General features: G+C 39.5%; 20 protein-coding genes. 12 read left to right on the forward strand and 8 right to left on the reverse strand.

All coding sequences use genetic code 11. From position 1 onward, the window contains the following. Positions 1-2: 2 nt before the first annotated feature. Complete coding sequence (recQ, locus tag NLF99_RS06145; RefSeq protein ID WP_254527204.1) at positions 3-2,192, reverse strand: DNA helicase RecQ; 2,190 nt, start codon at positions 2,190-2,192, stop codon at positions 3-5. A gap of 109 nt (positions 2,193-2,301) precedes the next feature. On the opposite strand from recQ, the gene NLF99_RS06150 reads away from it, so the two are divergent. From NLF99_RS06150 to NLF99_RS06165, 4 genes are all read left to right on the forward strand, one after another. Then, positions 2,302-3,267 (forward strand): SIS domain-containing protein, encoded by a 966-nt coding sequence (locus NLF99_RS06150; protein WP_254527205.1) that lies wholly within the window; start codon positions 2,302-2,304, stop codon positions 3,265-3,267. Positions 3,268-3,379: 112 nt separating this feature from the next. Further along, positions 3,380-3,754: a DUF1573 domain-containing protein gene (locus tag NLF99_RS06155; RefSeq protein ID WP_093096571.1), complete on the forward strand. Its 375-nt coding sequence runs from the start codon at positions 3,380-3,382 to the stop codon at positions 3,752-3,754. A gap of 145 nt (positions 3,755-3,899) precedes the next feature. Next, positions 3,900-5,099 carry a pyridoxal phosphate-dependent aminotransferase gene (locus NLF99_RS06160; protein ID WP_185212168.1) on the forward strand — a complete coding sequence of 400 codons (1,200 nt, stop codon included), beginning with the start codon at positions 3,900-3,902 and terminating at the stop codon, positions 5,097-5,099. Between the two features lie 189 nt (positions 5,100-5,288). Further along, positions 5,289-5,582 (forward strand): hypothetical protein, encoded by a 294-nt coding sequence (locus tag NLF99_RS06165; protein WP_093096576.1) that lies wholly within the window; start codon positions 5,289-5,291, stop codon positions 5,580-5,582. A 46-nt stretch (positions 5,583-5,628) separates the two neighbouring features. On the opposite strand, the gene cmk is transcribed toward NLF99_RS06165, so the two are convergent. From cmk to yihA, 5 genes are all read right to left on the reverse strand, one after another. Further along, positions 5,629-6,318 (reverse strand): (d)CMP kinase, encoded by a 690-nt coding sequence (cmk, locus tag NLF99_RS06170; RefSeq protein WP_254527206.1) that lies wholly within the window; start codon positions 6,316-6,318, stop codon positions 5,629-5,631. Continuing rightward, entirely contained in the window at positions 6,318-6,731 is a 414-nt protein-coding gene (locus NLF99_RS06175; RefSeq protein WP_254527207.1) for a hypothetical protein, read from the reverse strand. The genes cmk and NLF99_RS06175 overlap by 1 nt, the downstream gene beginning before the upstream one ends. A gap of 6 nt (positions 6,732-6,737) precedes the next feature. Continuing rightward, the gene (gene topA, locus NLF99_RS06180) at positions 6,738-9,131 is read right to left on the reverse strand and encodes a type I DNA topoisomerase (RefSeq protein ID WP_254527208.1); all 2,394 of its coding nucleotides are present in this window, start codon (positions 9,129-9,131) and stop codon (positions 6,738-6,740) included. A 95-nt stretch (positions 9,132-9,226) separates the two neighbouring features. Then, positions 9,227-10,078 (reverse strand): UbiA-like polyprenyltransferase, encoded by an 852-nt coding sequence (locus tag NLF99_RS06185; protein WP_185212172.1) that lies wholly within the window; start codon positions 10,076-10,078, stop codon positions 9,227-9,229. A gap of 3 nt (positions 10,079-10,081) precedes the next feature. Beyond that, positions 10,082-10,693 carry a ribosome biogenesis GTP-binding protein YihA/YsxC gene (yihA, locus tag NLF99_RS06190; protein ID WP_185212173.1) on the reverse strand — a complete coding sequence of 204 codons (612 nt, stop codon included), beginning with the start codon at positions 10,691-10,693 and terminating at the stop codon, positions 10,082-10,084. 104 nt (positions 10,694-10,797) lie between these two features. On the opposite strand from yihA, the gene NLF99_RS06195 reads away from it, so the two are divergent. From NLF99_RS06195 to NLF99_RS06210, 4 genes are all read left to right on the forward strand, one after another. Then, complete coding sequence (locus NLF99_RS06195) at positions 10,798-11,703, forward strand: ABC transporter ATP-binding protein (RefSeq protein ID WP_185212174.1); 906 nt, start codon at positions 10,798-10,800, stop codon at positions 11,701-11,703. Positions 11,704-11,717: 14 nt separating this feature from the next. After that, a complete protein-coding gene (locus NLF99_RS06200) occupies positions 11,718-13,034 on the forward strand; it encodes an ABC transporter permease (protein WP_254527209.1) in 1,317 nt (438 codons plus the stop codon). A gap of 109 nt (positions 13,035-13,143) precedes the next feature. Then, entirely contained in the window at positions 13,144-14,328 is a 1,185-nt protein-coding gene (gene nhaA / locus NLF99_RS06205) for a Na+/H+ antiporter NhaA (RefSeq protein ID WP_185216353.1), read from the forward strand. Between the two features lie 547 nt (positions 14,329-14,875). Then, the gene (locus NLF99_RS06210; protein ID WP_185216354.1) at positions 14,876-15,466 is read left to right on the forward strand and encodes a riboflavin synthase; all 591 of its coding nucleotides are present in this window, start codon (positions 14,876-14,878) and stop codon (positions 15,464-15,466) included. Positions 15,467-15,480: 14 nt separating this feature from the next. On the opposite strand, the gene NLF99_RS06215 is transcribed toward NLF99_RS06210, so the two are convergent. Both NLF99_RS06215 and NLF99_RS06220 read right to left on the reverse strand, forming a co-directional pair. After that, positions 15,481-16,422 carry a hydrogen peroxide-inducible genes activator gene (locus NLF99_RS06215; protein WP_254527210.1) on the reverse strand — a complete coding sequence of 314 codons (942 nt, stop codon included), beginning with the start codon at positions 16,420-16,422 and terminating at the stop codon, positions 15,481-15,483. A 124-nt stretch (positions 16,423-16,546) separates the two neighbouring features. Continuing rightward, on the reverse strand, positions 16,547-16,855 hold the full coding sequence (locus tag NLF99_RS06220) for a hypothetical protein (RefSeq protein ID WP_093096607.1): 309 nt from the start codon (positions 16,853-16,855) through the stop codon (positions 16,547-16,549). Positions 16,856-16,938: 83 nt separating this feature from the next. On the opposite strand from NLF99_RS06220, the gene mazG reads away from it, so the two are divergent. From mazG to NLF99_RS06240, 4 genes are read left to right on the forward strand one after another with little or no spacing between them, the layout of a single operon-like run. After that, positions 16,939-17,742 (forward strand): nucleoside triphosphate pyrophosphohydrolase, encoded by an 804-nt coding sequence (gene mazG / locus NLF99_RS06225; RefSeq protein WP_254527211.1) that lies wholly within the window; start codon positions 16,939-16,941, stop codon positions 17,740-17,742. A gap of 52 nt (positions 17,743-17,794) precedes the next feature. Further along, on the forward strand, positions 17,795-18,964 hold the full coding sequence (locus NLF99_RS06230; protein ID WP_254527212.1) for a serine hydrolase: 1,170 nt from the start codon (positions 17,795-17,797) through the stop codon (positions 18,962-18,964). 59 nt (positions 18,965-19,023) lie between these two features. Then, the gene (locus NLF99_RS06235) at positions 19,024-19,692 is read left to right on the forward strand and encodes an HAD family phosphatase (RefSeq protein WP_254527213.1); all 669 of its coding nucleotides are present in this window, start codon (positions 19,024-19,026) and stop codon (positions 19,690-19,692) included. After that, positions 19,682-20,455: a sulfite exporter TauE/SafE family protein gene (locus NLF99_RS06240; RefSeq protein WP_185216356.1), complete on the forward strand. Its 774-nt coding sequence runs from the start codon at positions 19,682-19,684 to the stop codon at positions 20,453-20,455. Before NLF99_RS06235 ends, NLF99_RS06240 begins: the two co-directional genes overlap by 11 nt. Positions 20,456-21,048: the final 593 nt, after the last annotated feature.

Genomic DNA, 21,048 nt, shown 5'->3' on the forward strand with positions numbered 1-21,048 from the left:
TTTTAATTACCTAGTTCCGACATAAATTTGATGCGCATCAGTTGGATATCCTCAAAGGAGTAATCTTCCTCCCCCAATTCATCCAATGCAGTTTCGATAGCATCATTCTCTGCAGTTTTGAAATAATCATAGACCTCATCTTGACGGTCCTGATCGATCATTTCATCTACAAAATAACCAATATTCAGTTTGGTTCCTGAATTTACGATAGACTCCACTTCACGCAAAAGATCTTCATAACTGATTCCTTTTGACGAGGCAATATCTTCCAAAGAGATCTTTCTATCGATATTCTGGATAATAGAAACTTTTAAGGCAGATTTATTGGCCGTGCTCTTGATCACTAAATCCTGAGGCCTATCGATATCATTATCCTCCACATACTTTTTGATCAGTTCTACAAATGGAGCCCCAAACTTCATGGCTTTCCCGGATCCAACACCTTGGATTTGTTTCAACTCATCAATGCTTACCGGATAATGGGTGCACATTTCATCTAATGAAGGATCTTGGAAAATAACAAATGGTGGCAGCGACTTCTGTTTAGCGATCTTCTTTCTAAGATCCTTTAACATTTTCAGCAACTCGGCATCCAATGCACCTGCCTGAGCAGAACCTTCTTCTGAAGAGTCTGATTTAGACATTTCCATCGGTTTATTTAAGATAAACTTCAATGGATACGGATTATTGATATACTTATTACCATCTGAAGTCAATTGCAATAGACCATAGTGATCAATATCCTTCTTGATAAAATCAGCTAATTCTGCCTGGCGGATCAAGGAATTCCAGAAATTCACTCCTTGCTCCTTCCCAGTACCAAATAAGGCATGGGTATCATGTTTATATTTCGAAATAGGCTGATTGTTCTGTCCAATCAACACATTGATTATATGCTGATCATCAAATTTATCACCCTGCTCTTTTATAAAATTCAGTACAGTCAATAAAGGCTCCTCGGCATCGAAATAGGTCTTTGCAGATCGACAATTATCACACATGGAATTACATCCAGTTTCGTCAAACTTCTCCCCAAAATAATGGAGGATCTGCTTCCTTCGACAAACAGCTGATTCAGAATAATCAATCACTTCCTTCAATATCTGAGTGCCGATTTCCTTTTCCGAAACGGGCTTATCTTTCATGAACTTGGTCAGCTTCTCTACATCTTTTTCAGAGTAGAAAGCCAGACAGTAACCTTCCCCGCCATCACGGCCAGCACGACCAGTTTCCTGATAGTATCCTTCCATTGATTTTGGGATATCATGATGGATAACATATCGGACATCAGGTTTATCGATCCCCATTCCGAAAGCAATCGTCGCTACGATCACTTCAATATCTTCCATCAAAAACTTATCCTGTGTATCAGCACGGGTCTTTGCGTCCAAACCAGCATGGTATGGAAGAGCTTTAATCCCGTTGATGTTCAATACCTCAGCTATCTCCTCCACCTTCTTACGGCTCAGACAGTACACAATACCGGCCTTTCCTGCATTGTTTTTAATAAAACGAACGATCTGCTTAATAACATCCTCTTTAGGCCTCACTTCATAGTACAGGTTCGTACGGTTAAAGGAAGACTTAAACAAGGTTGCATCATTCATCTGTAGGTTCTTACGGATATCAGACTGAACCTTTGGAGTAGCGGTGGCCGTCAATGCGATAATTGGAATATCCTCACCAATTTCATTGATGACTTGACGGATCTTACGATATTCCGGTCTGAAATCATGTCCCCACTCTGAAATACAGTGCGCCTCATCAACGGCCACAAATGAAACTGTTATGCTCCTTAAAAAGTTAACATTTTCCTCTTTGGCCAAAGATTCAGGTGCTACATACAAGAGCTTGGTTTTCCCTTCTTGCACGTCCTGTTTTACGCGTTGAATTTCATTTTTGGTAAGGGAGGAATTCAAAAAGTGCGCGATGCTATCTCTTCCTCCAAAAGCGCGTACCTGGTCGACCTGATTCTTCATCAAAGCAATAAGCGGTGAGATTACAATTGCAGTCCCTTCGCTCATCAGAGCCGGCAACTGATAACAGATTGATTTCCCGCCACCTGTAGGCATTATGACGAATGTATCCTTCCTGTTCAGAACGTTCGTAATAATTGCTTCCTGATCGCCTTTAAAAGTGTCGAACCCAAAAAAATCTTGAAGATTGTCGAAAAGTGATTTTTCTATTTCCATTGACTATGCAAAATAAATAGATGTAATAACGGTATGAATAATACGTGTTAAATAATGTATTTTTGTAGCGAACACATCATATTTATATATAAAATTAAGGAAATATTACGTGAAAAACAATATAGATATCAAATCGTTGGCACAGAGCACATTTGAACTTGAAGCAGCTAACGTATTGGCTCTATCTGAAAAAATCGACAGCGATTTTGTAGAGGTAATTGAGAAGATTTTGACGCTGAAAGGTAGGGTAATATTAACCGGAATCGGAAAAAGCGCAATCATCGCTCAAAAAATTGTCGCAACCCTAAATTCCACTGGCACCCCTGCCATTTTTATGCATGCCGCAGATGCCATTCACGGTGACCTTGGAATCATCCAAAAAGATGACCTTATCATCGCGATTTCAAAAAGTGGCAATACACCGGAAATCAAAGTTCTGGTCCCATATCTTAAACAAACAGGGAACATCTTAGTAGCCATGGTTGGAAACCATGAATCCTTCCTTGCTGAACAAGCGGATTATATTCTGGACACCAGCATTACGAGAGAAGCTTGCCCTAATAATTTAGCCCCAACCACCAGTACTACAGTTCAACTTGCTATGGGTGATGCCATTGCTGTCTGTCTGCAGACCAAAAGACAGTTCACCGATCAAGATTTCGCTAAATACCATCCAGGTGGCGCTTTGGGAAAACAACTATATCTAAAAGTTAGTGACCTTTCTGATCATAACGGTGTCCCAATGGTAGCTGCAGATGCAAATATCCGTTCCGTATTGATCAGTATTACCGAATATAGACTTGGAGCAACCGTGGTCATTGAAAACGAAAATATCCTTGGAATCATTACCGATGGCGATATTCGTCGGATGTTAGGCAAACATGAGGATGTTTCTGGCCTTCAGGCAAAGGATATTATGTCCTTAAATCCTAAAACCATAGACAAAACTGAACTGGCAGCAAATGCTCTTCACCTCATGCGCCAGAATAGTATCTCCCAATTGGTGGTTACCGACGAAGGAAAATATGCAGGCATTATTCACCTGCAAGACATTTTAAAAGAAGGTATTATCTAATATCAAGATTGTAAAATTCTTGTGTGTTTATTTCAAAATCTCACTAAAGAATCGTATTCTTATAAAAATGGTCTTAGATTTGATTGAATAAAGCAACGAAAAAATTGAAACGATGAAAAAGATTACAAGTATATGTGCAGTATTGATTGCATTTATTAGTTTGACTGCGATGGGAATGTTTGCTGCAGAGTTTAAATTTGACAAAGAAACCCATGACTTCGGTAAGATCCCTTTGAATAAGCCGGTTTCTCATGAATATAAATTCAGCAACTCGGGAGATGAACCAATCATTATTTCAGATGTACAACCAACTTGTGGATGTTCTGTAGCAGAATTTACCAAAACTCCTGTTAAACCAGGAGAAGCGGGAACCATTAAAGTAACTTTCAATGCAGCTGCTAAAGGTCCTTTTACAAAATCATTTATTGTAAAATCAAACACTAAAACACCTGTTAAAACGCTTACTATCAAAGGTATCGTAGAATAAGGAAAATGTACTCCAGAATGAAACAATTCTGAGAAAAAATAAAAATATCATGGAAAGCCGACCTCAAGAGGTCGGCTTTCATTTTTTAGGACAAGCTCAGTTTTATTTGTATTTTTGTAAAGATTGAAAACATAATAAAATTATAATGCCAACTATTTCTCATAAGGGCATCAATATGCCTGCATCGCCTATTAGAAAACTAACTCCTTTTGCCGATCAGGCAAAAAAAGATGGAAAGAAAATTTACCATTTGAACATAGGCCAACCTGATATTGAAACTCCTGAAGTCATGTTAAATGCTTTAAAAAACATTGATTTTAAAGTTTGGGCTTATACCTCATCTGAAGGGACTCTTTCATACAGAACTAAATTAGCTGAGTATTATAATAAGATCCATTATAACATCACTCCAAACGACATTTTGGTTACCAACGGTGGCTCGGAAGCAATTACCATTGCGATGCAAGCCTGTCTGAACCCAGGTGAAGAAGTTATTATCCCTGAACCTTTCTATGCCAACTACAATGGCTTTGCATGTTCAGCAGACATTATCGTAAAACCAATCATGTCTGTCATAGACAATGGTTTCGCATTACCTTCCATTGCAGATTTTGAAAAAGTAATTACAGAAAAAACTAAAGCAATTGCAATCTGTAATCCAAATAACCCTACAGGTTACCTGTATTCACGCGAAGAGCTGGAGGCATTAAAAGAATTATGTCTGAAACATGATCTTTACCTATTCTCTGATGAAGCTTATAGGGAATTTTGTTATGATGGCCGCGAATTCATTTCCCCAATGCAATTAGAAGGTCTTGAACAAAATGTAGTGGTATTTGATACCGTTTCTAAACGCTATTCCGCTTGTGGAGCAAGGATCGGATGTATCATCACCAAAAACAGAGAACTTTACTTGACAGCATTGAAATTTGCTCAAGCTAGACTTAGTCCATCATTGGAAGGTCAGATCGCTGGAGAGGCTGCAGTAGATACTCCTGATAGTTATTTTGAAGCGGTATCCAAAGAATACACTGCAAGAAGAGATACATTGGTCAATGGTCTTAATAAAATTGATGGTGTCTTCTGCCCTAACCCAGGCGGTGCGTTCTATGTCATTGCAAAACTGCCAATCGATAATGCAGATAAATTCTGTCAATGGATGTTGGAGAAATTTTCTTACAACAATGAAACAGTGATGATGGCTCCGGCAACTGGCTTCTACTCCACTCCTGGAGCAGGATCGAATGAAGTCCGTTTAGCTTACGTCTTAAACCAAGATGATCTTAAAAAAGCATTGGTTTGCTTAGAAAAAGGTCTAGAAGAATATCCGGGTAGAACAATTTAAGTTTATACCTAAATCAATTTCGAAGGTCGCTAGTTTAACTAGCGACCTTTTTATTTTTCCACACAAACTTATCTTAATAATTACATAAATAACACTTATTAAAATGCTGCATTTCAGTTATTTATAAAAAATATACAACAATTTGTAATCTTTGGCGTTTATAATAGTAGAAACTAATGAATAATATATATGGATAAATTAAAGAAATTCGAATTAATGGAGAAAATATCCAGAGAATTAGAGGACATTAGAAATAGCCAGCAGGCTGTTTTAGAAAAAATCGCAAAAGTTGAAATTGACAATATAGAGTTAGGTGATAAAACTATCGAAAGCAAAATCCCTGATATCTATCAGCGAACTGCAGACAACTCTGAAGCTATTCTGGAGATCCTCAATTCCTTCCAGGAAAAAACAGATGACTTTGGAAGTAAAAATAATATCGATCAGTTGAAACAACAACAGGAAATCGATAATATGAAATAATAGAAAAGGCCTCAAATTGAGGCCTTTTTCTTTATATATCTTTTCCCTAGGATTGGGGCAATTCTATCTTATCCTTTACCAATTGAATCACAAAATTCAACTGCTCAACCTGGTTCAGTTCTGAATTATCCAGTACGATGGCATCTTCAGCCTGTCTTAACGGACTTTCTTCCCTGGTACTGTCAATATGATCGCGATGTGAAAGGTTTTCTTTCACCTCCTCCATCGTCAAAACCTCCCCTTTTGCTGACAGTTCCGCAAATCTTCTTTCCGCGCGAACCTGTGGGCTTGCCGTCATAAAGATCTTTAGGTCTGCCTTTGGAAATACCGTAGTCCCGATATCCCTACCGTCCATCACGATATTCCTTTTCTTTCCCAAATCCTGCTGTTGTTTGACCATAGCCTTACGAACAGCCTTCAATGCACTCACTTCAGAAACATATTCAGAAACTTCCATCGTTCTGATTGCGTCTGAAACGTCATTACCGTTCAGTAAGATTTGGGTCTTTTCAGGATTCGGAATAAAATCTATATGGATGTTTTCCAAAGCTGTAGACACAGCCTCCTCATCATTGATATCGATTTGGTTCTGTTGAATATATAGGGTTACTGCCCTGTACATTGCACCACTGTCGATAAAAACAAAGTTCAATTCTTTCGCCAATGCTTTTGCAACTGTACTCTTTCCGCATGATGAGAAACCATCAATAGCAATTACAAAATTCTTCATAACCATTAGTTGGTTCCTCCAATCATTACACCGGGTTTATTTACCAAAGGAATCTTGATCAGATTCTCATCAACGATACTTTCTGGTAAGAAAACATATTTCTTGTCATAAATAGTACCGTTTATATAATAACTCAACCAATATTCATTGGTCAAACCGAAAACCTGAGGATCGATCGCTTCAATTTTTTGAGAAGTCTTGGCTTCCATATCACCAATGAAATGTCTCAAAATGGTCGTTTTCACTTCCTTTCCATCCTTTATACCATACCCTTTTGAGGAAACAAGTACACTCTGGATGGCAGCTTTTTTTTCATTGATCAAATAAACATTCCAAACCTTTGTAGTCGGAGACTCAGTTTCCAGAACAACGGCAACCGAGATATCTTCAACTATATTTAAAGGTAGATCCTTCTTCATTTTATCCTATTTCTTTTTAGCAGTAGCTTTCTTAGTCGTTGTCTTTTTTGCTGTTGTTTTAGTCGCTTTCGTTGCTTTGGCAGCTTTTCTCGCCGATGGCGATTTACTGTCTTCCTCAGCCCATTTCAGTACGTCCGCATAAGTGATCTTCTCAACTTCTGTACCTTTAGGAATTTTTAGGTTCTGCTTACCAAAACGAACGAATGGTCCCCAGCGTCCATTTTCTATCTTAGCCTCTGGGTTTTCATCAAAAATCTTGATGACTTTATCCTTATCTTTCTGACGTTTTTCCTCGATGATCTGGATTGCCTGATCTTGCTCTACATCCAATGGGTCCAACCCTTTTGGCAAGGAATAGAAACTGCTGTTATGACGGATATATGGTCCAAAACGACCAATAGCAACTGTCATTTCTTTCCCTTCAAATTCCCCCACTTTTTTAGGAAGCTTGAACAATTCCAAGGCTTCTTCTAAAGTAATGGTTTCGATCATTTGACCTTTACGTAATGAAGCAAAAACTGGTTTTTCTTCATCGTCCGCCGTTCCAATCTGAACCAATGGTCCAAAACGTCCTACACGAACCGAAATCGGTTTGCCCGATACGGGATCAACACCAAGTTCACGTTCATGGGTAGCACGATCGGCATTATCTAGTGTATTCTGTACTTCCGAATGGAATGGACCATAGAAATTGGACAGCATATCGGTCCACTCCTTGAATCCTTGTGCAATCTCATCAAATTCCTTCTCTACTTTCGCCGTAAAATGGTAATCAACGATTCCTTTGAAATGTTGAACCAAGAAATCGTTCACCAAAACACCAATATCCGTTGGGAACATCTTATTACGCTCAGCCCCGGTAATTTCAGTTTTGGTCTGTGAACTTACCTGTCCGCCATTTAAGGTAAGGATCCTGTAGGCTCTTTCCTTCCCATCACGGTCTTCCTTTACCACATAGCCTCGGTTTTGAATCGTCGAAATGGTAGGTGCATAAGTCGAAGGACGACCAATACCTAATTCTTCCAATTTCTTAACCAATGAAGCTTCCGTAAATCTTGCCGGAGGTCTAGAGAACCTTTCAGTGGCATGCATGATCTCTAAATTCAGATCCTGTCCCTTACTTAACGGTGGAAGGATGGCATTATCTGAATTGTCCAAATCAATTTCATCGTTATCATCATCGGAAGATTCAAAGTAAACCTTCAGGAAACCATCAAATTTCATGACTTCTCCTGTTGCTACTAGATCTTCAGTTCTGCTGGAAATAGAAATCTTAGCCGTCGTTTTTTCAAACTCTGCTTCACTCATCTGCGAAGCAATCGAACGCTTCCAGATCAGTTCATATAATCGCTTCTCCGAATTATCCCCATCAATCGTATGATCGTTGAAGTAAGTCGGACGAATTGCTTCGTGAGCCTCTTGGGCCCCTGCACTCTTCGTACGGTATTGACGTAACTTATGGTACTTTTCCCCATAGGCATTGATAATCTCAGCTTGTGCGCCCTGTAATGCCGTGTCAGATAAGTTTACCGAGTCAGTACGCATATAGGTAATGCGTCCAGCCTCATATAAACGCTGAGCGACCTGCATGGTTCTAGCAACTGAAAATCCTAATTTCCTGCTCGCCTCTTGTTGTAAGGTCGAAGTGGTAAAAGGTGCAGATGGAGTACGCTTTGATGGTTTTGTCTCTAAACTCTTGATCTGGAACACAGCATTGGCACAATCGTTCAGAAACTGATTAGCTTCCTCTACTGTGGCAAACCTTTGTGGCAATTCTGCTTTGAAACGATCCTTGGCATTGCCAGTATTAAATATGGCAACGATCTTGAATGCAGCTTCTGCATTAAATTTATTGATATCCCTTTCGCGCTCAACAATCAATCGAACCGCTACGGATTGAACCCTTCCCGCAGAAAGTGAAGGCTTAACCTTTCTCCATAAAACCGGAGATAGCTCAAAACCAACTAACCTATCCAATACACGGCGTGCTTGCTGTGCATTGACTAAGTTAAAATCTATCTTTCTTGGTGATTCTATCGCTTTTAAAATGGCTGGCTTGGTAATCTCATGGAAAACGATACGTTTGGTTTTATCATCCTTTAATCCCAAGGTCTCAAATAAGTGCCAGGAAATAGCTTCCCCCTCACGGTCCTCATCGGACGCTAACCATACTGTCTCTGCAGATTTCGCTAACTTCTTTAACTCACTGACCAAAGCTTTTTTATCCGACGGAACCTCATATTTCTGTTTGAAATTATCTTCCGTGTCAATCGCGTCATCGGTTTTCACCAAATCACGGATGTGACCATAACTGGATTTTACTAAAAAATCTTTGCCTAAATATCCTTCTATTGTTTTAGCCTTTGCGGGTGACTCGACTATCAATAAATTTTTTGCCATTTAAATTCTTTGATTTGATGCAAAGAAAACGATTTCAAAATGGAATGCAAATTCTTTTTTATCCCCAATGGCAAAAAAGTGAGTACAATCATTTATCATTTAATCCAAATATCCAGTAAATAAAACACTGCAAAAACCACGGAAGCAATGCCATTGGTGGTCATAAATGCTCGGTCTACCTTACTTAAATCTGTCGGACTTACGATTCGATGCTGATAAATTAATAATGCCGCATAAAAGGCAACACCTATATAATATAAGGTGCCGACCGGCATATATAAAACAGGTAAAAGCACAAATATAAAGGACAGGACATGAAGCACTTCAGAGATCCTTAATGCCGTCTTTCCTCCAAAATTTGCCGGAATCGAATTCAACCCATTCGCCTTGTCAAATTCTTCATCCTGCAAAGCATAAATTATGTCAAAGCCACTGACCCATGTCAATACGGCCAATCCATAAAAAATCGGTACGATATTAAACTCCCCTGTAACGGCTAAATATGCACCAACCGGCGCCAAACCTAATCCTACCCCTAGAACAATATGACATAAAGGAGATATTCTTTTCATATAGGAGTAGAACAAAATCACGAACAAAGCTATTGGTGACAGCACAAAGCACATGAAATTGATGAAATAACAGGCAACCATAAAAACAATACAGTTTATTACCGTAAATAATAAGGCCTGCTTGGGACTGATCCGCCCCGCGGGAATATCTCGAACAGCCGTTCGTGGATTCAAAGCATCAATATCCCGATCCAAATACCTATTAAATGCCATGGCCGCATTCCTTGCCGTCACCATACACACCAACATCAAAAGGAACAATTTCCATTCAAATTGATAATCCGTCGTATGGATAGCCAAGAAAAAACCGATGATAGCAAAAGGAAGAGCAAATATACTATGTGCAAAGAGCACCAAGGACATATATTTTTTCATAAACTAGCTAAGTGGAGAAACAAAGTTATTGTTGATTTCACCTATGGTCTGTAATACATCCTCACAACCTAATTTTGTCTCTGCAGAAGTCAAGATATGTGGAGGCACTTCCTCAAACCAAACCTTCAATGCCTTTCTGAACTTGGCGATATTTTGATCCGCTTTGACCCCAGAATGTTTATCGGCTTTTGTGAACAACAAAAAGAAAGGTATCCCTTGCTCCCCTAACCAATAACAAAAATCCAAATCTATCTTCTGTGGCTCATGTCTACTGTCAATCAAAACAAATACACATTGCAAATTTTCACGCTTCGTCAAATATTCACGGATGAATTTCTCCCAGGTCGCACGGTTCTTTTTGGAAGTCTGAGCAAATCCATAACCCGGTAGATCGACCAAATACCACTCATCATTAATGATAAAATGATTGATCAACTGGGTCTTACCAGGTTTCTGTGAAGTTTTAGCCAAGCCCTTCCTACGGGTGATTGCATTGATCAAAGAAGACTTCCCTACATTCGACCGACCAATAAAGGCGTACTCCGCTTTATTCGCCTCAGGAAGCTTATTGACATCTGTATTACTGGTTAAGAATTCTGCTCGATTGATATTCATAAGGCAAAGGTACGATTAAAAACGCTTTTATTTCTTATCAGAATAATACCTAGACCGCATTCAATTCAAGAAAAATTCATAATTTCATCAACAAATCCATATATATGCTCGAAATTAAGAATATTGTTAAGCAATATGCCAATCATAAAGCATTAGACGATGTTTCCATACATGTACCTTCCGGAAAAATATTTGGCCTATTAGGCCCCAATGGCGCGGGAAAAACATCGCTGATCCGAATAATCAATCAAATTACAGCACCCGATGCAGGACAGATCCTCTTCGATGGCCAGCCATTGAACTCTTCCCATATCGGTAGAATCGGCTACCTACCGGAAGAACGTGGTCTCTATAAAAAAATGCTCATCGGTGACCAAATGATCTACCTTGCCCAACTGAAAGGCCTTAGCAAAAACGACGCAAAGGAAAAGATCAAATACTGGTTTGAAAAATTGAAAATAGAAAGCTGGTGGGACAAAAAAGTAGAGGATTTGAGTAAAGGGATGCAGCAGAAAGTACAATTCGTTGCAACTGTCCTGCATGAACCTGACCTCATTATCCTAGACGAACCTTTCTCCGGATTTGACCCCGTAAATGCGCAAGTTATACAAGATGAAATCCTTGAACTCAATAAAAAGGGAGCCACCATTATTTATTCCACCCACCGTATGGAGTCTGTGGAAGCCCTATGTGATAACATCGCACTCCTAAATAAATCAAAGGTTATACTAGAAGGCTCCGTAAAGGAAATCAAGAATAATTATAGAAATCAAACCTATAAGATCGAATACAGCTTGAAACCAGAAACCGAGCGCATTCAGCTCGATCCAACTTTATGGCAAATCATGGAAAACGAATCCAACGGCAGCAATGCCCTCACTATCCAGGTTCCTGAAGACAAATCCTTAAATGATGTATTGACCCATTTGATTCCTCAAATCGAAATCCAACAGATCTTTGAAATCATTCCTTCCATGCACGATATCTTTATTGATAAAGTAACTAAATAACAGCCGAAAAGTATATGAACAAGATATTATTAATCATTCAAAGAGAATATTTAAGTAGGGTCAAGAAAAAATCCTTCCTGCTCACTACTTTTCTGGTGCCTCTATTTTTCATAGGGATGTATGTTGGTGTATTCTTTTTGACCAAAAAGAGTTTCGAAGACTCCAAAGCATTGATATATGTAGTCGACAACACTAAAGAAGTCGGTCAACAACTCAAGAATACAGATCAGATTACATTTACCCAATCCACCCAAGAACTCAATCAGCAGATCCAGGAAATCAAGGACCTTGATGGAAATACCAATATCCTCATGATCCCTGATGACTTTTATCAAACCCACCATATTGAATTCCTTTCTTCCGGAAAACCGAATATTGGCACCAAATCCGCAGTAGAATCACAACTGGAGGATATCTTGCTAAATTATCAGTACAAGGAACTCAATATAGACGCCTCCAAGATCAAAAGCATCGACACAAAGATCAAGACTGCTGCTAAAGAAATCACAGCCTCAGGTGAAGCCAAAGACAGTGATACAAGGATTGCAATGGGAATTGCCATGGCGCTCTCCGTATTGATCTATTTATCCCTTTTCCTTTATGGAGCCCAGGTGATGCGGGGAATTATTGAAGAAAAATCAAACCGGATCATTGAAGTCATTATTTCTTCTGTCAAACCCTTCCAATTGATGATGGGAAAGATAATCGGGATCGGCTTGGTAGGCATCACCCAATTCGTCCTTTGGATTATCCTAAGTTTTGGATTGATCAGCATTGCTTCCAATACCTTGATCGATAAATCTGACTTTCAAAAAGAAATGATGCAGAATGCGCCACAAGGTGCTGAAATCCAAATGGACAATAATTCCATCATTACTGAAATCAGTACTGCAATGGACGCTGTAAATATCCCAGAACTTTTGATAACGTTCTTCTTGTTCTTTATTGGAGGATATATGCTATATAGCGCACTGTTTGCAGCAGTGGGTTCAGCTGTAGATAATGAAACAGAGGCCAATCAGTTCACGATGCCCATTACAACACCTTTATTATTGGCCTACATCCTATCTTTCGGCGTACTGGTCAATAATCCGCATGGTCCAATTGCGACTTGGTTGAGCTTTATCCCGCTGACCTCCCCTATTGCTATGCTGGTTAGGATTCCTTTTGGCGTGCCAACTTGGCAAATCATCGTATCCTTTATCCTGCTCGTCGCCGGATTTATTTTCACGACTTGGGTTGCGGCAAGGATATACCGTATCGGTATTCTGATGTACGGCAAGAAAGCCAGCTTTAAGGAACTTATTAAATGGTTCCGATACAAAAGTTAGCAACCAAAAAGATACATTTTAAAAGCCCTTCTGAAAGTTAATTTTAGGAAGGGCTTTTAAATTTTTTATACCTTTACCATCGCTGTAATTAAATACAAACAGAATTCAAATGACTGATAAAATTAATCTGTCGGTATTCAAGAAGTTCTTCTCCTCGAATACATCCGGCGGTATACTACTTTTTTTATGTGTTGTGATCTCCCTGATCATTGCAAACACCTCCTCCTCAACCGCATTCAATGAGCTTTTACAAGTTAAATTAGGTTTCGAAAACGAAACCATCCAACTACGCTACAGCCTTAAGCAATGGATTGATGATGGTTTGATGGCCATTTTCTTTCTTTTGGTAGGCCTGGAAATAAAACGTGAACTGGTGGAAGGCGAACTTTCCTCCCCTAAAAATGCAATATTGCCTATTTTGGCTGCTGTTGGTGGTGCCATTGTTCCGGCCGTAATCTATACCATTTTTAATCATGACCAAGCTTCACATCACGGTTGGGGTATTCCAATGGCAACTGATATTGCCTTTGCTCTGGCCATTATATCCCTACTCGATAAACGAGTTCCACCAAGCCTGAAAATATTCCTGGCTGCCTTGGCCATTGTCGATGACCTCTTGGCAATCTTGGTCATTGCCATCTTTTATTCTACGGAACTGCATTACACCTATTTGCTATACGCCGCAGGTATTACCGGATTATTGGTAGTTTTCAATCGTACCGGTGTAAAAAGCGTTTGGGCCTATATTATCCCAGGACTCTTCATTTGGTACTTTATCCATCACTCTGGAATCCACGCTACCATTGCCGGTGTATTGGTTGCCATGACCTTGCCAACAACACCGGATGCAACAGAATCCCCATTGGAAAAACTGGAACATGCGTTGGCAAATCCAGTAAATTTTATCATTATTCCTCTTTTTGCCCTGGTCAACACCAATATTACCATCCATAGTGAAATGGTCCACGGCCTCAATACACCACTTGGGTTAGGAATTATCCTAGGACTCTTCTTCGGAAAGACCATTGGAATCTACCTGACCACCTGGATCTGTGTAAAAACCAAATTGGCCAATCTCCCAGATATGGCCGGATGGAAACACATGATCGGCGTAGGTATGTTGGGTGGTATTGGATTTACCATGTCTATCTTCATCTCCATGCTTTCCTTCAAAGACCCTGTATTTATAGAAGAAGCAAAATTCGCAGTTCTCATAGGTTCATTAATATCAGGTACTTGCGGGTATTTATACCTATCCTTTGTGGCAAAAAAAGATAAATTTAAAGTTGATTAAAAAATAGACGTTACAACGTCCTTTTTGCATATATATTAAAAGAATGCGCGCTTATATAAAATAATATGCGCGCATTCTACTTTTAATAAATATTATATTCAATCGGATTATCGTTATGGGAAATATTAAGCTACAGATATCTGGAAATTTATAAGGAAAAAAGGCCATAAAAAAAATAAAGCTTGAGTCAATCGGGCGACTGCTCAAGCTTTAAAAAATAACCTCTTTTATGAGGTAATCAACCTAAACCTAAGACAAAGATAGAGATTTACTTATATAAATTCCAAATTTATTGAAGGATTTAAACCGTATTCTTGTATATAAAATATTTAACTTGTTGGAAATCAGGAGAATAAAATTAAAAAAATAAAGGTTTTCAAACGGGGAGAATGAAAACCTTTAATAACCAATTATAAACCTAAATTATGATACCACAAAGATAGTGTACATTTTACACATATGCAAATCTTTTTTAAAATATTTTTTCAACCCTGCCCGTTTAGGAAGAAAATTGTTTATATTATATTTGAAAAAAACATTCAGAAATATGTTTACAGGCATTATAGAAACTTTAGGAACGGTTAAGAAAATTGAGTTGGAACAAAGCAACATTCATTACTTCATCGAATCGCCCATATCCCCTGACCTTAAAATCGACCAGAGTGTTTCCCACAACGGCGTATGTTTAACAGTGGTCGGTATTGAAGAAAATACCCATCAGGTTACGGCGATTCATGAAACACTTGAAAAAAGTAATCTAGGAAAACTCAAAGTTGGCGATATAGTGAATCTTGAAAGATGTGTCAAAGTGGATGGACGATTGGATGGACATATTGTTCAAGGCCATGTGGACCAAACCGCCATCTGTACCGCCGTTGAGCCTCAGGAAGGAAGTGTCGTATATACTTTTGAATATGATGCCGCTTTGAATAACCTGACTGTAGAAAAAGGATCCATTACCGTAAATGGCATCAGCTTAACAGTAGTGAATTCTGGCAAGAATAGCTTTTCCGTAGCAATTATCCCCTATACACTGGATAACACCAACCTCAAAACCATCGAGATTGGCTCCACCGTCAATCTGGAATTTGATATCCTTGGTAAGTATGTAAGCAAACTGCTCGCTATGAGACAATAAAAAAAAATGGGCTTTTATATTGAAAAGCCCATTACTTCTTTTTTGCGTTTTGTCTTAAATTTCTCCGGTACAATATTCAGGATTTCATTCTTCAACATGTTTATCGCATGTTTCTTGACGTAATTCTGCGGTGTCACCAAGCTGATCTCCCGCACTGGCTCCGGATTCCGGAAATAGCGAACATGCGCCAATTGATCTTCATCATAGTTGGAAATACTCATCTCTGGAAGGATCGTCAGACCGCCATTGAGATCTACCATCCGCTTCAACGTTTCTACACTGCCCGTATTATAATCAAAGGTACCTTCTTTAGATTGGTTGTGCTTGAAATTACAGATATTCAAGACCTGACCCCGCATACAATGTCCTTCATTCAATAGCCATAGCTTTTCACTGGAAATATCCTCCACATTGATCATTTTCTTTTCATAAACAGAACTGCGATCCGATACATAGGCTACAAAAGTTTCATAAAACAACGGAATTTCCTGGATTCCCGGATCATGTAATGGTGTAGAAAGGATTCCACAGTCCAGTGTACCTATCTTTAATTCCTGAATGATCTGATCCGTTGTATATTCCCAGATCTGCAATTTCAACTTGTTGTATTTCTTCATGAAATTCGAAATCACGTTCGGCAATAAATAAGGAGCAACAGTCGGGATTACCCCTATCTTTAGATCTCCAGCTAACTCGCCCCTTTCAGCTTGCAGTATCTCGGAGATCTTTTTGCTCTCCGTTAGGACTGTACGCGCTTGCTCGATGATCTTTTCCCCAATTTCAGTGGGTACCACGGGCTGCCGACTTCTATCGAAAATCTTTACACCCAATGATTCTTCTAATTTTTGGATCTGCATGCTCAAAGTGGGTTGGGTTACAAAACATTTCTCAGCAGCAGCCACAAAGCTTCTATAGGTATCGACGGCAATTATGTATTCTAATTGGACTAGGGTCATGTTATAAATTTTAACTATACAAATGTAATGAAGTTATTATGCCATTTAGAATCCTAACTTAAAAAGGACATAAAACAAACAAAGCCCGGGAATCCCCAGGCTTTGTGTTAATCAACAGCTCATTTTAATGATGATGCTGCTTGTATTTCATTTCTAAATCTAAAATTATATCCCTCTTTTTACCTTCGATCAATGATAGGTTTCCGGCAACAAATACGCCCTTCTCCCCTGTCTTGGTATTCCGGATACCATAGACCGATGATTCATCTGCCGGATCTGACTCGCCTTCATAGCGATAAAGCACATCAATTTCATAAACTGCAGCCTCATCCGAAAGTTTATCAAACTCAACATTATAATCAATTGAATACCCATTCTTCGACAGATTATCTAAAGCTTCTGTCATTGTTGCATATTTAAATGTTTTATCCATTTTATATTCTTAATGTACGTTTCTTTAAAAACACATAACTTTGGCTATTGTTTCAAAATGATCATTAAATTTATTACCTCACTATGGCTCACACACCTCCCCCAGCAAAAAATACAGCTTCAGAAGCTTTTGAAAGATTACTCGAAGTCCTGAATACATTAAGGATTGAATGTCCTTGGGACAAAAAACAGACTATGGAATCTTTAAGGCACCTGACCATTGAGGAGCTGTATGAACTTACAGATGCTATCCTTGAAAAAGACTATGAAGAAATAAAAAAAGAGCTGGGTGATATAATGATGCACTTGGTATTTTATGCTCGAATTGCAGCGGAAGAAAACAGGTTCAACATCGTAGATGTCCTAAACGCGGTATGTGACAAACTGATCATACGACATCCGCACATCTATTCGGATACGGAAGTAAAGGATGATGAAGATGTGAAACAGAACTGGGAAGCCATCAAACTTAAAGAAGGAAACAAATCCGTCCTTCAGGGAGTACCGCAAAGCCTTCCAGCTCTGGTTAAAGCTTATCGGATACAAGATAAGGTTCGTGGTGTAGGATTTGATTGGGAAGATAAAACCGAAGTCTGGAATAAAGTCGAGGAAGAATTAACGGAATTCAAAGCTGAATTTGACCTTAAAAACGGAACTATCAATGCGGAAAAAGCGGAAGAGGAATTTGGTGATCTTCTATTCTCCTTGATCAATTATGCTCGACATATCGGTATCAATCCGGAAAATGCATTGGAAAAAACCAATAAAAAATTTATCCATCGTTTTACCTATCTAGAAACCCAAGCGGCCAAGAACGGACAGGTATTAAAGGACATGACACTGGAAGAAATGGATGTGTACTGGAACGAAGCTAAAAAGCTGAAATAATTGTACTTGTGTTTTTTTCTTGATAACTTTAATACGGTACAAAACCTGTCGTATGCAAATTATTTTGAAGCTCCTTAAATGGTTGGGAATCGTCATTGTGTCGGTTCTCCTCATCGCCGTTGTGTATTTATATGCCACCGGAAAAGACTTCCTGCTCAAAGGGGTCTATGTCACTTACCTACATGGCCATAAAACGGCCTATCTCGATGATTACCGCTTTTTCGACAACCATGAAATTGAAACCGGAACCCCGCAGCCCTGGAACATCTCCAAAGAATATAATAGCATTAAAATAACCGATAGCTTGAGGAGCATTCATGACCGATGGAAATCTGTGGCCTATATGATCATCCATAAAGACAGTATCTGGTTTGAAGAGTATTATGGAGGATATTCTGATTCCTCCCGATCCAACTCTTTCTCCATGGCCAAAAGCATGGTCGCCGCCCTCTTGGGAAAAACAATTGAAAGCGGACAGGTAAAGAGCCTGCAACAGAATGTCAAGGATTTTGTTCCAGAACTGATCGGCCCCTATGCAGACTCACTTAAAATGGTTGACCTCGTTTCCATGAGCTCCGGCATGAAATGGGACGAAAGCTATTACGACCCTTTTTCCATCACAACTAGATTGTACTTTGATAAAGATATCGTTGGAACTTTAGACCAGCTTCCCATCAACAACCAACCGGGACAAAAGTTCATCTATAAAAGCGGAGATACCCAATTACTTGGAATAGCGTTACAACGAGCTACAAAAAAGAGCTTATCGGAATTGCTTTCCCAATATTTCTGGAAGCCAATGGGAGCTGAGCATACTGCACTTTGGCAGGTTGACAGCAAAAAATACGGAATTGAAAAAGCCTATTGCTGTGTAGCCTCCAATGCCCGCGACTTTGCCCGATTCGGCAAATTGTACATGGACCACGGAAACTGGAATGGTCAGCAGCTTTTGGACTCTGCCTATATCAAACAATCTGTCACCAATACCTTTGCAGACTCTCCGGAATATGGATATGGCTGGTGGATTGGTAAATACAAGGACAAAGATTATTTCTATATGGATGGCCACCTTGGCCAATATGTTATTTCGATCCCGCAGGATGACCTGATCATTGTTCGTTTAGGTCATGGCATCGGTGGCAAGCCAAGATCCAATCCAGGTTCCGCATTCTATAATTTCATTGACCAAGCCTATATCATGCTTGGCGACAGAATCAAATAAAATTACCCAAACTACTGAATTAAAGCAGTTTTAAAGATAATATTTGTATTTTTGCCCCAATGAAAGAATTAGCCGTCATCTTTGATATGGATGGTGTAATTGCCCACACTAATCCATACCACGCCAAAGCCTTTGAAGCATTTTTTGATAAGTACCAAATCCCTTATTCCGATGAGGAATTTGAAAAACATATGTATGGCAAACATAACAGCTATATATTTACCCACTTCTTTAAAAGACCCATTGCTGGACAGGAACTTTTAAACCTTGAAATGGAAAAAGAAGGCCTGTTCAGGGAAATATATAAAGTGGAAGCGAAACCAATCCCCTTCCTTCCAGATTTCTTGAGCAACTTAAAAGACAACGATATTAAACTGGGAGTTGCGACCTCTGCTCCACGTGCTAATATGGACTTGATATTGGACGCCCTGGACATCCGTAGTTTCTTTAAGTCAACCCTCGGATCCGAAAATGTGGAACTGCACAAACCTCATCCTGAAGTTTACCTGAAATCAGCAAATAACCTGAATATGGATCCGCAAAACTGTTTTGTGTTTGAAGATTCTTTTTCCGGTGTTACTGCTGGTCTAAATGCCAATATGAATGTCATTGGGGTCCTAAGTTCCCATAAGAAAGAAGATCTGCCTGTTTGTCTCGAATATATCGACGACTATAAATACATGAATGTCGACAGGCTAAAATCACTTTACAAAGAGAATGTGGGATAATGCATTAGAACTGATCCCATCTCCAGCTGCATGGATACTCTACTTTTTCTGTGCCATGCTCATTGGCGTTTCTAAAACCGGCATCCAGAACGTAGGAACTTTTACGATCCCAATGTTTGCTCTTCTTTTTGGAGCCAAATTTTCTACAGGGATCGTTCTGATTCTCCTCTGCATGGCAGATCTCCTTGCGGTGATCTATTATAGGAAACAATTTATTTGGTCCGAAATTAAATCCATGCTCCCCTTTTCCATGATCGGACTTTTTATAGGTCTCTTTGTCGGAGAATATATTGACGATGGCACCTTTAAGTTTATCATGGGGGCCTGTATCTTCATCTCCGTCCTGTTGATGATCTGGGGAACCAACAAAGCCAAGAAAAACCATGACGCTAGGGATTTCACCGACAATTGGTGGTATTCTCCTTCCTTCGGTCTCTTGGTCGGATTCTCAACGATGATCGGAAATGCCGCAGGTCCAGCCCTCACCATTTACCTGCTGACCCGCAAGCTCAACAAAGTAACCTTGGTCGCAACCGGAGCTTGGTTTATCATGATCCTCAACTTCTCCAAGATACCCCTCCAGCTTTTTGTCTGGAAAAACCTGACCTGGGAAGGCATCATCCTAAATTGCCTTGCCATTCCTTTTATCCTGCTAGGAGGCTACATCGGCATAAAACTGGTCAAGATCATTCCTGAAAAAGAATTTAAGATCGTCATTCTGGCATTGGTGATTATATCATCGCTGATGTTGATGTTTGGGTGATTTTAGACATAAGACATAAGACACAAGACACAAGACACAAGACACAAGACACAAGACATAAGACATTAGAGCATTTTCACCATCAGAAATATTGAGGCACGAAAAATCTCGGAAACATACCTTTTATTATCCTCAAATCCATCATGTTGAGGCACGAAATATCTAGGAGCCATACCCTTTATTATCCCCACACCTGTCATGTTTAGGCACGAAACATCTCGGAACCATGCCTTTTATTGTCCCCATGCCTGTCATGTTGAGGTACGAAACATCTCGGAACCATGCCTGTCATGTTGAGGTACGAAACATCTCGGAACCATGGCTTTTATTGTCCCCATGCCTGTCATGTTGAGGCACGAAACATCTCGGAACCCTGCCTGTCATGTTGAGGCACGAAACATCTCGGAACCATGCCTGTCATGTTGAGGTACGAAACATCTCGGAACCATGCCTGTCATGTTGAGGTACGAAACATCTCGGAACCATGCCTTTTATTGTCCGCATGCCTGTCATGTTTAGGCACGAAACATCTCGGAACTATGCCTATTATTTTCCCCGCGCCAGTCATGTTGAGGCACGAAACATCTCGGAAC

Origin of the sequence: Sphingobacterium sp. LZ11T8 (assembly GCF_024261425.1) — a bacterium.
Taxonomy (GTDB): domain Bacteria; phylum Bacteroidota; class Bacteroidia; order Sphingobacteriales; family Sphingobacteriaceae; genus Sphingobacterium.

Bases quoted from the DNA above. Each gene is read 5' to 3' on its own strand.
- NLF99_RS06200 (WP_254527209.1), top strand. From the start codon at position 11,718: ATGAACAAGATATTATTAATCATTCAAAGAGAATATTTAAGTAGGGTC.
- NLF99_RS06235 (WP_254527213.1), top strand. From the start codon at position 19,024: ATGAAAGAATTAGCCGTCATCTTTGATATGGATGGTGTAATTGCCCAC.
- cmk (WP_254527206.1), bottom strand. From the start codon at position 6,318: ATGGTTATGAAGAATTTTGTAATTGCTATTGATGGTTTCTCATCATGC.
- NLF99_RS06240 (WP_185216356.1), top strand. From the start codon at position 19,682: ATGTGGGATAATGCATTAGAACTGATCCCATCTCCAGCTGCATGGATA.
- NLF99_RS06195 (WP_185212174.1), top strand. From the start codon at position 10,798: ATGCTCGAAATTAAGAATATTGTTAAGCAATATGCCAATCATAAAGCA.
- yihA (WP_185212173.1), bottom strand. From the start codon at position 10,693: ATGAATATCAATCGAGCAGAATTCTTAACCAGTAATACAGATGTCAAT.
- mazG (WP_254527211.1), top strand. From the start codon at position 16,939: ATGGCTCACACACCTCCCCCAGCAAAAAATACAGCTTCAGAAGCTTTT.
- topA (WP_254527208.1), bottom strand. From the start codon at position 9,131: ATGGCAAAAAATTTATTGATAGTCGAGTCACCCGCAAAGGCTAAAACA.
- NLF99_RS06175 (WP_254527207.1), bottom strand. From the start codon at position 6,731: ATGAAGAAGGATCTACCTTTAAATATAGTTGAAGATATCTCGGTTGCC.
- NLF99_RS06165 (WP_093096576.1), top strand. From the start codon at position 5,289: ATGGATAAATTAAAGAAATTCGAATTAATGGAGAAAATATCCAGAGAA.
- NLF99_RS06215 (WP_254527210.1), bottom strand. From the start codon at position 16,422: ATGACCCTAGTCCAATTAGAATACATAATTGCCGTCGATACCTATAGA.
- recQ (WP_254527204.1), bottom strand. From the start codon at position 2,192: ATGGAAATAGAAAAATCACTTTTCGACAATCTTCAAGATTTTTTTGGG.
- NLF99_RS06210 (WP_185216354.1), top strand. From the start codon at position 14,876: ATGTTTACAGGCATTATAGAAACTTTAGGAACGGTTAAGAAAATTGAG.
- nhaA (WP_185216353.1), top strand. From the start codon at position 13,144: ATGACTGATAAAATTAATCTGTCGGTATTCAAGAAGTTCTTCTCCTCG.
- NLF99_RS06220 (WP_093096607.1), bottom strand. From the start codon at position 16,855: ATGGATAAAACATTTAAATATGCAACAATGACAGAAGCTTTAGATAAT.
- NLF99_RS06155 (WP_093096571.1), top strand. From the start codon at position 3,380: ATGAAAAAGATTACAAGTATATGTGCAGTATTGATTGCATTTATTAGT.
- NLF99_RS06230 (WP_254527212.1), top strand. From the start codon at position 17,795: ATGCAAATTATTTTGAAGCTCCTTAAATGGTTGGGAATCGTCATTGTG.
- NLF99_RS06185 (WP_185212172.1), bottom strand. From the start codon at position 10,078: ATGAAAAAATATATGTCCTTGGTGCTCTTTGCACATAGTATATTTGCT.
- NLF99_RS06160 (WP_185212168.1), top strand. From the start codon at position 3,900: ATGCCAACTATTTCTCATAAGGGCATCAATATGCCTGCATCGCCTATT.